The sequence below is a fragment of the Helicobacter mehlei genome, from assembly GCF_007280785.1.
GTDB classification, from domain to species: domain Bacteria; phylum Campylobacterota; class Campylobacteria; order Campylobacterales; family Helicobacteraceae; genus Helicobacter; species Helicobacter mehlei.
The window spans coordinates 1-14,697 of the sequence record NZ_VKGC01000005.1 but is presented as its reverse complement, the minus strand read 5'-3'; the positions used below and the strand labels follow the sequence as shown (position 1 = coordinate 14,697).

Genomic DNA, 14,697 nt, shown 5'->3' with positions numbered 1-14,697 from the left:
AGAACGCATGGATCGTAGCTTAAAAAATTTAGATGATATTCTCAAAAGTGTGCGTTTTGAGAATGCGCCCGCATCTTTGATTCAAGAAAGCTTAGACAATATGCAATCACAAATCAAGCAGGTGCGCGCGATTCAACCCCAATTGGGTGGGGAGTTGCATGTTAATCACAGCAAAGAATATCCGGATTTTCTAGCCCTAGGACTCTATGAAGTGCGTGATGGGCATACCCCTGAGAGTTTTGAGCCCTTTTATGCCCCTAAAACCTATACTTTTCCTCCACCCGCTCTCTTTGGAAATAGCCCAAATACGCCTAGATTTATGCGCGAGGCATTGATGCGCCTGATCTCAACAATCCCCCTCACGCATTTAGAAGTGGTCTTGGTAGATGCGCTCAGTCTTGGGGGTATTTTTGCGCTGGCTAGAAGATTGCTTAAAAAAGACAATGACTTTATCTACAAGCAGAAGATTCTCACAGAGAGCGATGAGATCAAGGAGGCTTTAAAGAGTCTTTATAATTACTTGAAAGTGAATTTACAAGAAAAACTAGCCAACTACAGAGATTTTATGCACTTTAACCGCAATAACCCGGATATTTTAGAAGTGCGTGCGTTATTTTTAAGTGGGGTGGATGCGCTGGATGGGGAGAGCTTGTATTATTTGCAAAAAATTGTGCGCTTTGGACCGGCTAATGGGGTGTTGAGCTTTATTCATAGTGAGAGTGAGGGCGAGGCTTCTGCTGGACTTAAAGCCTTAATGGGATATTTAGAAAATTATGGGCAAGACTTTGAAGCTGTGGCTGACTTAGAGCATGTCGATTTAATGTGGTGCATGATTTTAGCGTGTCTCAAGAGCATTTAAACGCTTTTGCGCACGAAGTGGAACAATATTATAGCGAACGCAAGCAAGTTAAGCGCGAAATTGATACCTTGCAAAGACCTAAGGAGTTTTGGAGCAAGCAAAGCACCTTTATTGTGAGCGTGCCCATTGGTTGGAATAGCGATCACAAAGAAGTTTTATTTGAGATTGGGGGGGATCAAACCCAGCACCACACTTTAGTATGTGGGCGTAGTGGGAGCGGAAAATCCAACTTTTTAAATGTGTTGATCCAAAATCTAGCCTTTTACTACTCCCCAGATGAATTACGCTTATTCTTGCTAGATTATAAAGAGGGCGTAGAATTTAATGCCTATGCCAACCCGACCTTAGAACATGCTGAATTGGTGAGTGTGCAGGCTTCTGTATCCTTTGGGATCGAGTTTCTAGCATCGCTCAATAATGAGATGGTTGCGCGATCGGAGAAATTTAAGGAGTGTGGAGTCAAAGACTTTAAGGGCTACCGCCACAATGCCAAGCAATCTATGTCCAGAATAGTGGTGGTGATTGATGAGTTTCAAGAACTCTTTTTGAACATGAAAGAGGGCGATTCTGTATCGGACTTGTTGAGCAGGTTGCTCAAAAAAGGGCGTAGTTATGGGATTCACTTCATCTTTTCTACCCAAACCATGCGTGGAACTAATATCCCACAGAGCATGAAAGCCCAGATTGGCAATCGTGTGGCTTTGGCAATGGATGCAGAGGATAGCATGTCAGTTTTAAGAGATGATATGGCTTGCCACCTTAAGGGCAACCCAGAGGGCATTTACAACAACAATGGCGGACATCCTATTTGCCATGTATCTATGACTATCCCCTATGCAGCTAATGAGAAACTCCCTGCCCTTATTCAAGAAACCATCAAAGCCACCCAAGAGAGAGGCACAAAGCCTGTAGAGCACGAGCTTTACAATGGCGAACTCCCAGTTACGATGCCTACAAGTTTGCAAGTGCAGGGTGCGGCTTTACAGCTAGGCGTGGATGCGGGTTATAAGGGGAAAGACTTTATTTTGCGCTTTGAGGATGCCCCACAATCCCATTTGCTCATGGTGAGCCATGATCTAGCCACCCAAATTGCTTGGCTTCAGATTATTGGCAAAAATTTACAAGTAACTGGCAAACAACTTTACTACTACAACGCTAGCAAACAGATCGCTAGCCATGCCTCTGTGTTGCAACCCTTTGGGATTGTAGTTACCCACACCAACGCCCAGCTTTTTGCGGAGAATCTAGCACCGGGTAGCTTTATTCTCATCGACTCTTTAGATGAGGCAACAGATTTACATCGTAGCAGGGGCGGTTCTCTAGGTATGTGGCAGGCATTTTTAGAGAAGTCCATGGATAATGAACAGCACTTCATTGTCTTTGCCAGCAATCTTAAAAATGTTATGGGTAATCATGATCTCAAGCCTATGTTAGATCATTTCCACTACCGCATTGTCTTTAAGAGCAACAAAGAGAATTTAGAAAAAGCTAGTCCTAGGGAGACCAAAGCTGAACTAAGCCCTATAAACGCGCGTTTTATAGATAAGACAGCCGATCAATGGAGGGATTTTAGACCCTATAGTCTCGATCAAAAATCCTAGCACCTCCATAGGTTGAAACCCTAAGGGTCAGGGTTTTAAGCACGGGTGCTTACAGTACGCAAACTCCCTTGAGAATAAGGCACGGGGTTTTTGAGCTCTAAACGGCACTGGACTAGGCATTTTAGCAAGCTTTTTACCAAGCTCTTATCATGGGCAACCCCTAGAATTTTGACCCGCACTCCGCTGACCTCTTGTAGGCTGATAGGTCTTTCATGCACGCCTTTATTGCGTTTAAAGGTAAAATCTTGCAAGACTTGTGGGAGCTCTCCTAAGCCAAAATCAGCCACAAAGGGGGGTAATTTGGAGCGTAAATTTTGGATTTGAGAGAGGGTTAAAATTTTACTATGGGCATGTAGACTGGGCTTTTGACCCTTTTTGCCAAACAAACCACTTAGAAGATACGATCGGTTCATCGATTCATAACGCAACTCTAGGATCGTCGGATCGACATGGCTTAAAAACGCCACGATGTCTTTTGTAAGAAGATATATCTCTTGCTCTAGGATTTTAGAATAACGCACCATCACCGCACTAAAATCATAAAGTGGGTCTTGCCTGTTGTCTTGGTATTCCATTTCAGCATAGATGATATTATCTAGGCTCAAATGGTGGAGTTTGTAGGCATGTTCGCCAAAACTCAAATTGATCAAATGCTCTTTGATGGTTAAAAAACGCTTGCTTTTAAAGACATAGTGATAAAACTTCTGCGGACTTTCAAAATAATTCCGCTCCTCCTTCATCTCGATACGCAAGGGGTAATCGTAGTCATTGCCATAGATTCGAAAAGTGTGGTTGCCATAATCGGGAGTGATAAAATTGGACAAGTGGCAATCGCGAATGGTGGCAAAATCATTGCGCTCTATTTCTTGTATATCTGTGATCATAAACCACGCCTCCACATCATATTTCCCATCTTTGTAATACTTTGGGGCTTTGCTTTGACCCAAGTTGTGTTGCACCGCCTCCACCTTGGCCACAAATAAGTTGGCAAAATCAGTTAAAAAAAGTTGTAAAAAATTGTCCGGGTTGGTGGTTTGATAAATACGCTCCAAACTCTCAGGGAATTTGTGTTCTTTGTCTTTAGTTTTAGGGCGGATTTTGCCAAAGGCGACTTTGCCCTCCTTTTTGAGAGTCTCCAAGTGCGCTTCAATCACATCAGTTTTATAAAAGGGGTTGTAAAGAACAAGTAAATTTTGCATCACCAAACCCCTTTAAAAAGGCGATCAAACACACTGGGTGTGCCCCTTTGCATCTCTTTGTTGCACTTAGGGCAGGTGTTGCCTATTTGGGCCAAATCTGCCCCACTCAGGCAATCGCTCTTAAAGGACACCACCTTAGAATACCCACAAGAACAGATGAATTTAACCGGTTTGGGGGCTATAGGCATCAAAACTCCTTGACATCTTGCATGATTATAACGAGAATGGCAATCAAACCCTTTGAAGGGGTTTTTAAACTATTCCTTGATGGTGTAGGCGATGGGGATTCGCAAACGCACCCGTTGTTTGGGGGTGGGGAAAGACCTAGATGCCTCTTTAACCGCATTCAAGGCAGCATGGTTGAGAATATCAGAACCTGAGCTTTTGGAAATCTTAATGTCTGTGGTGGTGCCATCGGTGTTTAAAATAAATTCCACCAACACCTCTCCCTCAATTCCGCGCATCATAGCCATTCTAGGGTATTTATTTTTAGCTGAGATTGCCATCTGAATCTTCATCAAAAACTCATTACTCACGCCTTGGTTGTAGGCTAGCTGGTTAGCTTGTGCGCCTTCAGTGGTTTTATTGGATTCTTCTTGTCTTTTATTCTCTTTAGGCTCTTGCTTGGGTTTAACTTGCTTGTGTGCGCTCTCTTGCTGGCTCTCCTCCTTGGGTTTGGGCTCGGGTTTGGGTGTTGGTTCGGGCTTAGGTTCCGGTTTGGGCTCGGGTTTGGGTGTTGGTTCGGGTTTGGGCTCAGGTTTAGGTTCCGGTTTAGGCTCGGGTTTGGGCTCAGGTTTAGCGAGGGGTTTTGGTTTGGGTTTTTCTATAGGTTTGGGTTTCTCATGGTGTTTTGGTTTGGGTTTAGGCTTGGGTTTTTCGATGGGTTTGGGGGTGGGGGGTGTAGATTCGGCGTGCTGGAGATGTTGGGAGCGTGTATCAATGCTTGCCAAACTCATGGTCATGCTCTGGGTACCTGCTTGGGCTAGATTCTCCACCTTGAAAGGGTCATTTGTAAAGATAAACCATAGCCCAACGGCATAAAGGACTGCCGTAATCGCAAAACTAACACTTGTTGAAAACTTACTTTTTTTCTGTAGAGATGGAGAAGTTTTCATGATGTTGATCTTTGAGAATGTCTATAATGTTGATAAAAGTCCCAAATTTAGAGTCTTTGTCGCTCCGCAAGTCTATTAAGACTTTAGGGTCCGTCTTGGCAATGAGGGCACGCAAATCCTCTAGACTCTTGGGCTTGTCATCAATGTAAATCCCATCGGCTTTATCCACCACAATGGTGATTTTCTTCTCCTCTTTTTGTTGTTTTTGCGCGCTACTAGCACTGGGCAAGCTAACCTTAATCTTGCCTTCCGCGATGAAAGTTGAGACGCTCAATACAATGGCAAGCAAGACCAACATCACGTCGATAAAGGGGACAATATTGAGTCCATCACCGCGCCGTATTCTAGATCGCATGCCCTAGGCCTTCTTTTTGGTTAAAAGCCTAAATTGTTCGGATAACACATCTACTTTTCTGAGCAAGGCGTTATACACCATCAAGGTAGGGATTGCCACAAGTAACCCAAAAGCGGTAGCCTTGAGGGCTAGAGATAAGCCCAGCGTGATTGCCTTAGCATCTAGCCCAGTGGTGCTCGTACTCATGTCATAAAAAGTAACCATCACACCTAAAACCGTCCCTAAAAGCCCCACATAGGGGGCATTGGAGTAGATGATGTAGAGCGAAGTGAGGTTTTTGGTCAAGTCCAAATCCAATTTTTCGGGGTCTTCATATAGATTGAAATCCAATTTCGTATAAAAGATAATGCGCTCAATGGTGAACCACAGCGCAATAAAACTCATGATCCCCAAAGCCGTGAAGATGCCAATATCCACATATTCGCCCACCAATTTGACAGAGAATCCTTCGCCCATAACCATCCTTCTATTCTAATCTTAGAAAATTGAAGTGTGTATTGTATTGTCTTTGTAATAAAAAGTCAATATAAAAGTTTTTTTTATAACAACAAGAATAGATATAACTATTCTTCTTATTTTAAGCCCCACCCCCCTAAAAACTACATGCTTTTGGGGATTTCCACCTCGTCATAGCTCAAAGCGGCTTTGAAGATAGTCTGGACCTTAGCCAAAATAAGACGCACGGTTGCAACATCCAGGGCCTTGATATCAAGCAACAAGCGTTCTAAACGGGCGGGTTGATAACCATCAACACGCACAAGCATAAAAACCTCTTGGTTGTTAGGGTTGATATATTCGCCTAATTGGACTTCCTGATCGAGGCTGGCTGCGATGGCTTGGGTGATTTGGGTAAAAATTACCTCATCATAGGGCTTTTGCCGGGCGTTCTGAGATTGCTTGTAAAACTCTTTGATTTTGTTAGCAATGTGGATGGCGACACGGAATCTGGCCCGCTCTCTAGCAATGCCCTCAGAACGCACCACTTGCCCATCGATGATATGTGAGCTATCAATTCCCCGATTGACATACATACTCTGATCTTCAATCATCCATCTGGGCATGTTTTGCAAAAAAACCCGCTTCTGGGGACTAGAGGCGCAAGCACTCCAAATCAAAGCCCCTAAAACGCTAGAAGCTAAGAGAAAACGCACATTGTACTGTGGAGACATCAAAAATCCTTTTTGGCCCCATTCTAACGAATTTTGCGAAAAACTGCAAGTTGGGTTTAACTCAACGCACCTTTGACTTCATTGACCCACGCTTCAATGCGCCCATCGGTGAGGTCATCTTGGTTATCTTCATCTAAAACAAGGCCGACAAATTTACCATTTTCAACAGATCGAGAACCTTCAAAATTATAACCATCTGTAGAAGTAAAGCCCACAACTTTACCCGCTTTGGCTTTTTCGTAAATATGGAAAATGCCTTCCGCAAAGGTATCTGAATAAGTGTCTTGATCGCCTAACCCCACAAGTGCAATGGTTTTGCTAGCAAAATCCGCATCATCCAAGGTCCCCAAAAATTCCTCCCAATCGGCTTGCAAATCACCCGCACCAGCTGTAGGTGCAACCAAGATCACAGAACTAAAGCTATCAAAATCGGCTTTAGAGGCTTTGCTCACATCAAAGACTTTTGCACCACCAAAGTGCCCTGCGATCTTGTTGCTAATGGTTTCAGAATTACCACTATCCGTCCCATAAAAAATACCAACTGCCATAACATTCCTTTGATTGATAATTTCCAAGCCAAAGCTGGCTTGGTGCTATTCTATCCAAATTTTTGGAATCTCAGATTAATAACAAGCACTAGAGAGTTTGAAGGGAGTTTGTTTATAGGGGTAATGCTCAATGCTCAGGCTAAAGAGGTGTGTTTGTTTGGGGGCTAGGACCACTTTAAAAGTTTGGATATAGGTGTGCTCAAAAAGCCATTGGTAGAGAAACTCTTGAAGCTTGTTACTTGCTGGTTTGAGCACATCCAAACGCAAGGCGCATTGGTGGATTGTCATGCGTCCTTCATTAGTGATTTGCACTCTAGCCTCAAATGCATCGGTGTAGGTAAAGGCGTAGGCTTGCTCCACTTGAGCATGGATTTTAAAAAGCTGTTGGTCTAGGAGATAATGCACGCCAAAGGGGGCACCAAAAAGACAGATAAAAGAGAGCATGTACAAAAAAGTGGCAATATACCCACGCACCGCCAATCCCAAGATAAAAAAGCAAAGAAAAAACGCATAATGCAAACAAAAGATCACCACCGCAAATAAACTGGTGTAATTCCAAAAAATCCGCAAGTGCTCTTGGATACTCCATAAAATGCTCTCCATGCAACTTACGCCCTAGTTATTTCCCTTCAACATGCCCAGCTAGACTTTTGGGCTTACTTTTAGTATCTAGCCAGATATTGGGCACGGCACCACCGGGGACCAAAAAGATTTGGGCATTTTTATTCGTTTTCAAGGCTTCATTGAATTGTCCTTGTGTTTCAATTTGACGTAATTGCAAGAGGCGTTCATTTAAGCTCTGCCCAATGTTCAAGTTAGCAGTCGACTTAGCTTTAGCTTCAATCACGATCGCATCGGCAACACCCTGTGCCCTAATGCGATTAGCATCTGCCTCACCCTTAGCCAAGGCCGCCGCCTTTTGGGCTTCTTGTTTGGCGCGTTCCACCTCGTATTTGACTCGCTCGGATTCCTGACGTGCAATCTGTACTTTTTCAATCTGTTCTTTGATCTTAGCGGGTAAGACAATTTCGCGTAGCTGGATAGAGGTCAATTCCACCGGAGAGTTAGGGAGCTTAGAGACCTCTTTATTGATGTCGGTATTGATCAAGGCGGCAATCTCGTTGCGTTTAATGGGCAAATCCTCAGCTGGGTAGCGCCCCACCACCGAGCGCACCACATCGCGCACCACCGGGTTGATGATTTTTTGCTCCCAACTCAAGCCATAGGTGGCGATGGTTTGGGGCGTGGTTTGAGAGTTTAGGCGGTATTGCACGGTGAGCTCGATAGAAACCGTGAGTCCCCTAGAGTCCATGACATTGATCGCGTCGTTGCGGAAAATCCCTTGATTCTTGCCCACAATGCCCATATCTTCTGTGCGGGAAAAGTTAATGGTGCGCACGCGCGTATCGATCACCAAAATATCCTGCACAATGGGGATAAAAAAGTGAATCCCGGGTTGCAGGGGAATGGGGTCGTATTTACCCGCCGTGATTTTAATGCCAATTTCACCCGATTGGATTACCATGAAGGGTTTGGCCAAGATGAGCAAGATCACCACGATAATGACAATGATCAGGCTTGTAAATCGTTTAGATTGCAAAAAATTAGAGGGCAAGGTGGGGGGCTTGGGGTTGTTGCTCTTGGGTGGGTTTGGATGATTGGGGGTATTATTTTCAGGGCTAGGGGTCTGTTTGCGCTTCAGGTGCTCGTTTAGATCAATGGGCATTCATTTCCTTCTTAATTCAAGGGGGTTAAATAGTGATTAAAATGATTGAGTTGTCCTCTGACAAGTTGCATATAAGTTTTGGATAGGGCTTGGGTGATGGGGGCGTTATTGGGGTTACCGATTTCTCTAAAGTCTAGGGATTTAATGGGCGTGATCTCTGCCCCCGTGCCCACAAAAAAGGCTTCTTGTGCCGTGTAAATTTCCTCACGCACCAAGCGTCTTTGCAAAGTGGGGATTTTGAGGTGGTGGGCTAACTCTAGGATGGTTTGGCGGGTGATCGAATCCAAAGTTGAATCCAAAGGCGGGGCAACGAGTGTCCCCTTAGAAACAATGAACAAACTTTCAGCCGAGCCTTCTGCCACAAAGCCCTGTGTGTCTAAAAGCAAGGCTTCCTCGCACCCGCATAACAAAGCCTCTTGTTTGGCTAGATGCGAGTTTAGATAATGCGCACTGGCTTTAGCGCGATTAGGGCTAGCTTGCACGCTAGGCTTACTAAATGAGCTGGTTTTGACCTTAATACCATGTATCTCATTCGCTCTCCATTGCATAGAAGCGATGATTGTATGGATGGGGGGGGTGGGGTTGCACACGCCCAAAGTCCCCAAACCCATAAAAATTAAGGGACGGATATAGGTATCTTCACCACATTGATTCGCCCTTAAAAGTTCTAGAGTGGCCTGTTCGAGCTGTTCTAAACTATAGGGAATCTCTAGCATCAGGGTTTTAGCCGAGTCTAGGAGTCGTTGGAGGTGATCGTGCAGTCTAAAGACGAACATACCCTCGGGGCTTTTGTAGGCACGGATACCCTCAAAAACGGCATTGGCATAGTGCAGGCTATAGCTCAAAACATGGATAGTAGCATCCTTAAAATCCACTAATTTTCCATCTTGCCAAATATAGGGGGAGTTGGCATAAGTAGCTGGGATTGGCATGTTATCTCCTCGTGCGGTTTTTATGAGATCGCCCGTGTGGTTTGCTAAATTTGCCCTTAGAGGCGTGTGGCGTGGCTGTGCGTGTGTGGAGGACCTCCTCTAGGTTGATCTTGTGGCTTTTAAATTGCAAGCTCAAGAGCTTTAAAACTAGCTGAGAGGGCTCAAATTGCTCGGTGAGTTGTTCATACAAGCTCACCACTTCCGCATCCACATCGACTTTGTTTAAGGCTTGCACTAAGCGATCTTCATCCATGTTGGGGATTTCATAAAGCTCAATGCTAGAGCCGATCTCTTTTTGCATGCGCAAAAGTTCTTTATACTCTAAAGGGGTTACTAAAGTGATCGCCACGCCCTTTTTGCCCGCGCGCCCCGTGCGCCCGATGCGGTGGATATAACTTTCGGTGTTGAGGGGCAAGTGGTAATTAAACACATGGCTGACGTCGCTAATGTCCAAGCCCCGACTAGCCACATCGGTAGCGACCAACACATCGGCACGCTTGGTCTTAAAGGCCTGAATAGACTCACGACGCGCGCGTTGTTCCATATCACCATGTAGGGGTGTGCTCTTATAGCCCTTGGCACTCAAAAATTGGTGCAACTCATCAACTTCGCGTTTCATACGCATAAAAATAATACTCTTGGTGTGGTTTTCTTTGTCCAACAAACGCATGATCGCCTCGTTGCGTTCATGTTCGTTGATCACATAGAATCGTTGGGAGATGTCCGCATTGGTGACATGGGTGGGGGCGATGTGGATGGAGATGGGGTCTTGTAAAATCTTGTTGGCTAAATCCCGAATGGGTGGAGGCATGGTGGCGGAGAATAACAAAATCTGCGCTTCACTGGGGAGGTAGTCAAAAATCTCCTCAATATCATCTAAAAAGCCCATGTCTAACATCTCGTCGCTCTCATCAAGCACCACCACTTTAGGGGAGAAGTTCTTGAGTCGTTTGTTTTTGAGGTGATCTAAGAGGCGGCCCGGCGTAGCGATCATCACTTGGGGGTTGCGCTCCAAAAGCTCGCATTGTTTTTTGATACTTTGCCCGCCATAAACACAAATGGTGCGGGTGCGGGAATTTTTACCCAGCTTAAAGACCTCATCGCTAATTTGCATGGCTAGCTCTCTAGTGGGTGTGATCACCAAAGCCTCAATGCTCTTGTCGTTTTTGAGATTTTGGATAATGGGCAGAGCAAAAGCGGCGGTTTTGCCCGTGCCTGTTTGGGCTTGGGCAATCACATCTTTACCCTCTAGGACAGCGGGGATTGCCTTTTCTTGAATGGGGCTAGGCTGGGTGAAACCCACATCGGCGATGGATTTTAAAATCCTCGAGTTCAAGCCCAAATCTTTAAAAGAACGGGGTACAATATCTGATGGTTGGGGAATTTGAGGGGTGGGATTTTGTTCTGGCATGGGGGTTTTCTTGATCCTTGCTTTAAGGTTTGATCGCGATCTTAGTTTTAAATAAATCCATAGTATTATATCAGAAATTCTAGCAGGATAACTGAATGTTTGATGATGCCTTGCTCTCTATTTTTGATCGCATGCCTCTTATTGCCTCTTTTTTAGCGGGGCTATTGGCTTTTTTAAGCCCTTGTGTGTTGCCCCTGCTCCCTGCCTATATGTCCTACATCTCCCAAAGTTCCCTAGATGAGCTTAAGAGTGGCCAGTTTAACCGCTTTGCGGTGTTGGGCAAGGCTTGTTTGTTTGTGCTAGGCTTTGGGCTGATCTTTTGGCTCATTGGTGCATCCATGGCTAAAATCATGCACAATTATTTAGTTGGTGCATGGGTGCGTTATGTCTCTGGGGGGATTGTGATCTTATTTGGCTTGCATTTTTTGGGCATCTTGCGTTTTAATTTTTTATACCGCTCCAAAAATTTTAACCTCTCGTTTGAATCTAAAAATAAATTCTTACAGGCATTAATGCCCTTTATCTTAGGGGCGGGCTTTGCTCTGGGTTGGACTCCATGCATTGGACCCATTTTTACCAGTATTGTCATTTTAAGTGGCTCGCAACAAGTCTATGGGATGGCACTACTTGTTGTGTTCATTGTGGGCTTTGGGTTGCCCTTTTTAGTGGTGGCATTGATGGTGCAAAGAGCCTTAGAAATGCTTAAAAAAGCACGCCGTTACGCCCATTGGTTTGAGATCGCCTCAGGGCTTGTCTTAGTGTTGATGGGCGCATTGATTATCAGTGGCAAGATGGACGATCTGGGCGCATTTTTGTTGCAATTTTAAGGAAGTGTGATGTTGCTCCAAAATGCCAGGTTAGAAAATGGGGAAATTACATGCGTGCGGGTTTTAGAGGGGGTGATCACCCAAATTAGCCCCCAGTTGCCAGCTAAAGCAGATGAGGTGGTGCTAGATTGCCAAAACAAGACCCTTTTACCCAGTTTGATCGATCTAGGTGTGTTTTTACACAATCTCAACACCTCCACTTATACCCAGCTCAAGCAACAAGCCTATAAGGGAGGTGTGGGGACTTTAATGGGAATCCCTCTAGCCCCGCTTTACTCGCTCAGCGAGCCCCGCATGGAGCCCTTAAGCGTGTTTGAGGATCACCAAGACAATTTAAATCCCCTAGACTATGGCGCGGTGCAAAGAGCCCTAGCTGATGGGGATTTGCTTTGTTTGCATCCGCTCAACAGCCAGCAACGCCTGCAAAACTTGAGCATGCTTTGCGATCAACTCTTAGAGCGTACAAAGGTTTGTCTCTACATTTACAATATAGAGGGGCAAAAACTTTTGCCCGCCCTAGATTATGCCAAAATGTTAAACTTGCCCCTGGTGTGTGGGGTGCGTGGGTATGAGGGGCGATCCAGTTTGGCGATGCTTGATGAAAGCCCCTTAGCCTATGAATTGGGTTTGCCCTCTGTGAGCCGCTTGATTCAAGTTAAAGAAGTGGGCAAATACGCTGGGTTAGCTTTACACACAAAATTAAGCGTGTTGCTTGATAGCGTGGTGGAGTTAGATGCGTTGCAAGTAGCCCAAGCCTTTAAATCTTTGGGCGCGCCTTTGTGGGTGCAAACCCCCTTGCACCATTTGATCCTAGATGAGAGCATTTATAAACATTACGATCCCCGTAGCAAGATTTTACCCCCCCTCAAAAGCAAAGCCCACCAAGAGCAATTACAAGCACATTTGGATCAAATTGACATCTTAACCAGCCTACACTATACCCATACCCCCCGTGTGCAAATCTTTGAAGATGCCCCCTTTGGGATGAATAGCATTGATCTGAGTTTTGCGCTAGCCTATACGTTCTTGATCAAGTCCCAAATCACCACTCTAGCACGGCTGGTAGAATTGATGGCCACCAACCCAGCACGCTTGCTAGGGCTAGATTATGGCGTGTTGGCTGTGGGCAAGCAAGCTAGATTAATGCTGGTGGATTTAGAGCAAACCTTTAAAGTTTCCAACCCGATCAGCATTTATGAGGGGCAAATGTTACAGGGGTGTGTGGAGTGGGTTTTACAAGGAGAGCAGATTGTCTATGCAAATCATCGGAGCTAGCTGGCTTTGGGTCTGCGATCCTAATTTTAGCATTCTTCAAAATAGCGGACTTTTAATCCAAGAGGGGCATATTGCCAGAGTGGGGGATTATGCGCACTTGGTGGATTCACACCCTAAAGCCTTGAGCGTGTTTTACCCCCATTGTGTCCTCTTGCCCGCTTTGATCAACCCCCATGTGCATTTTGAGTTTTCTAACCAGCAAGATAGCTTTGCGTATGGGAGTTTTGAGGCATGGCTAACCAGTGTTATCCAACAACGCGATCGCGTATTACGCCACTCCCATAAAAGTATCCAACAAGCCATCGCTGAACAGCTCAAAAGCGGGGTGGCAAGCGTGGGGGCAATTAGTAGCTACGGGTTGGATCGCACTTTGCTAGCCAACTCCCCTCTAAGGGTGGTGTTTTTTGATGAGTTGCTTGGTGGCAGTGCACCCATTGAGCCCGCTTTGCAAACTTTCCAAGAACGCCATGCTCTCTCCTTGCAACATAAAAGCCCTACATTCACGCCCGCAATCGCCATCCATGCGCCCTACTCGGTACATAAAGATTTAGCCAAAAAGGTCTTAAGCACCATTAAAAGCCCCGTTATTTCGGCACATTTTTTAGAATCCCAAGCCGAATTAGAATGGCTAGAGCAACAAAAGGGCTGGTTTGCGCGCTTTTATACGGACATTTTAGGCGTGCCCAACCCCAAGCCCCTGTATCACAGCGTGGCGGAATTTTTAGACCTCTTTAAAAATCAACGCCTCTTGCTTGTGCATGGGCTTTTTGCTAAAGAAGAACATTTAAAATACGCTAAAAAAACCGCCCAACTGACCTTAATTAGTTGCCCCCGTTCTAACCGCTTATTAAGCGGGCAAGTGCTAGACCCAACCCCACTTAAAAAACTAGGTATCCCTCTTAGCATCGCCACCGATGGTAAAAGTTCCAACTACAACTTAGATTTTTTAGAGGAATTACGCACCGCCCTTTTTGCTTATCAAGCCCCATTGAAAGAATTAGCCATCCAGCTTATCCTGAGTGCAACTTGGCATGCCGCTCAGGCATTGGGCTTGAATAATGGGAGCTTGCAGGCAGGAAAATTAGCCGATTTGGCGATCTTTAGCTTTAAGGGCAAAGGCACACCTGCTGATGCGCTCAACTGGCTTTTGCACGCCAAAAAAGCCAAAGTCGTGTATGTGGGGGGAAAGTTGGTTATATGGCAAGCAAAGAACTAATGGCAAAAATCTTTAACACAAGGGCTTAAAGATCCGCCTGCTTTTTATAATAATTATGAAGAGGGCATTTGGGATAAACACGACAAAGAGAAAACCCCTATCCCTAAGATCGTGCAAGATTACGAGCTAGCCACGCACGCTTGTATCCTTACCGAAGAGAATTGCTGGGGAGGAGCAATCGGATACGCGCAGTGGGACTTCGCCTTTAATCTTTTAGTTTGGAAGTTTGACATGCCCTTGGGTAAAGACCTTAGCCCCACAACCCAACAAACTCGTTTGCGCCTCTTTGAAGAGAATACTTATGATAAAGACACGCTTGAAACCTATATCCAAGCTTTGCGCTTGGTCAATGTGAGTAATAAGCCTTGTTTCTTTTTAGACGCGCAAGACCAACTCCAAACCTTTAAATCTAACAATGCCCTATGCTTGGCATTACAAAAACACTTGACAAAGGAACAAAAGTA

16 protein-coding genes and 1 pseudogene are annotated in these 14,697 nt (G+C 45.2%); 6 read left to right on the top strand and 11 right to left on the bottom strand.

Features of this window, described 5'->3' with window-relative positions; all coding sequences use genetic code 11:
- The first annotated feature begins 7 nt into the window (after nt 1-7).
- Nucleotides 8-859 (top strand): ATP-binding protein, encoded by an 852-nt coding sequence (locus FNE76_RS08510; RefSeq protein WP_235895353.1) that lies wholly within the window; start codon nt 8-10, stop codon nt 857-859.
- Complete coding sequence (locus FNE76_RS02995) at nt 826-2,460, top strand: FtsK/SpoIIIE domain-containing protein (protein ID WP_235895352.1); 1,635 nt, start codon at nt 826-828, stop codon at nt 2,458-2,460. Before FNE76_RS08510 ends, FNE76_RS02995 begins: the two co-directional genes overlap by 34 nt.
- 35 nt (nt 2,461-2,495) lie before the next feature.
- Here FNE76_RS02995 and FNE76_RS02990 read toward each other — a convergent pair whose 3' ends face one another.
- From FNE76_RS02990 to FNE76_RS02940, 11 genes are all read right to left on the bottom strand, one after another.
- On the bottom strand, nt 2,496-3,659 hold the full coding sequence (locus FNE76_RS02990) for an HP0729 family protein (RefSeq protein WP_120948039.1): 1,164 nt from the start codon (nt 3,657-3,659) through the stop codon (nt 2,496-2,498).
- On the bottom strand, nt 3,659-3,847 hold the full coding sequence (locus tag FNE76_RS02985) for a hypothetical protein (RefSeq protein WP_120948040.1): 189 nt from the start codon (nt 3,845-3,847) through the stop codon (nt 3,659-3,661). Before FNE76_RS02985 ends, FNE76_RS02990 begins: the two co-directional genes overlap by 1 nt.
- A 69-nt stretch (nt 3,848-3,916) precedes the next feature.
- Nucleotides 3,917-4,774 (bottom strand): energy transducer TonB, encoded by an 858-nt coding sequence (locus FNE76_RS02980; RefSeq protein WP_185962979.1) that lies wholly within the window; start codon nt 4,772-4,774, stop codon nt 3,917-3,919.
- Nucleotides 4,740-5,129 carry a TonB system transport protein ExbD gene (gene exbD, locus FNE76_RS02975; protein WP_120948041.1) on the bottom strand — a complete coding sequence of 130 codons (390 nt, stop codon included), beginning with the start codon at nt 5,127-5,129 and terminating at the stop codon, nt 4,740-4,742. The genes FNE76_RS02980 and exbD overlap by 35 nt, the downstream gene beginning before the upstream one ends.
- Nucleotides 5,130-5,132: 3 nt before the next feature.
- Entirely contained in the window at nt 5,133-5,585 is a 453-nt protein-coding gene (gene exbB, locus FNE76_RS02970; protein ID WP_120948042.1) for a TonB-system energizer ExbB, read from the bottom strand.
- Between the two features lie 143 nt (nt 5,586-5,728).
- Entirely contained in the window at nt 5,729-6,298 is a 570-nt protein-coding gene (locus FNE76_RS02965; RefSeq protein WP_120948043.1) for a hypothetical protein, read from the bottom strand.
- A 56-nt stretch (nt 6,299-6,354) separates the two neighbouring features.
- Entirely contained in the window at nt 6,355-6,846 is a 492-nt protein-coding gene (locus FNE76_RS02960; RefSeq protein ID WP_120948044.1) for a flavodoxin, read from the bottom strand.
- A gap of 75 nt (nt 6,847-6,921) precedes the next feature.
- Nucleotides 6,922-7,449, bottom strand: a complete 528-nt coding sequence (locus FNE76_RS02955; protein WP_143928368.1) for a DUF2393 domain-containing protein — start codon at nt 7,447-7,449, stop codon at nt 6,922-6,924.
- A gap of 16 nt (nt 7,450-7,465) precedes the next feature.
- Entirely contained in the window at nt 7,466-8,572 is a 1,107-nt protein-coding gene (locus FNE76_RS02950) for a prohibitin family protein (RefSeq protein WP_120948046.1), read from the bottom strand.
- An 11-nt stretch (nt 8,573-8,583) separates the two neighbouring features.
- Entirely contained in the window at nt 8,584-9,504 is a 921-nt protein-coding gene (locus tag FNE76_RS02945) for a branched-chain amino acid transaminase (RefSeq protein ID WP_120948047.1), read from the bottom strand.
- A 1-nt stretch (nt 9,505) separates the two neighbouring features.
- On the bottom strand, nt 9,506-10,915 hold the full coding sequence (locus tag FNE76_RS02940; protein ID WP_120948048.1) for a DEAD/DEAH box helicase: 1,410 nt from the start codon (nt 10,913-10,915) through the stop codon (nt 9,506-9,508).
- Nucleotides 10,916-11,010: 95 nt separating this feature from the next.
- Here FNE76_RS02940 and FNE76_RS02935 point away from each other — a divergent pair, with 95 nt between their 5' ends.
- The 4 genes and pseudogenes from FNE76_RS02935 to FNE76_RS02920 all read left to right on the top strand — a co-directional run.
- Nucleotides 11,011-11,742 (top strand): cytochrome c biogenesis protein CcdA, encoded by a 732-nt coding sequence (locus tag FNE76_RS02935; protein WP_120948049.1) that lies wholly within the window; start codon nt 11,011-11,013, stop codon nt 11,740-11,742.
- 9 nt (nt 11,743-11,751) lie between these two features.
- Nucleotides 11,752-13,017: an amidohydrolase family protein gene (locus FNE76_RS02930; RefSeq protein ID WP_120948050.1), complete on the top strand. Its 1,266-nt coding sequence runs from the start codon at nt 11,752-11,754 to the stop codon at nt 13,015-13,017.
- A complete protein-coding gene (gene mqnF, locus FNE76_RS02925; RefSeq protein WP_185962978.1) occupies nt 12,998-14,233 on the top strand; it encodes an aminofutalosine deaminase family hydrolase in 1,236 nt (411 codons plus the stop codon). Before FNE76_RS02930 ends, mqnF begins: the two co-directional genes overlap by 20 nt.
- Nucleotides 14,234-14,344: 111 nt before the next feature.
- Nucleotides 14,345-14,697, top strand: a pseudogene (locus FNE76_RS02920) (hypothetical protein); the annotation flags it as partial.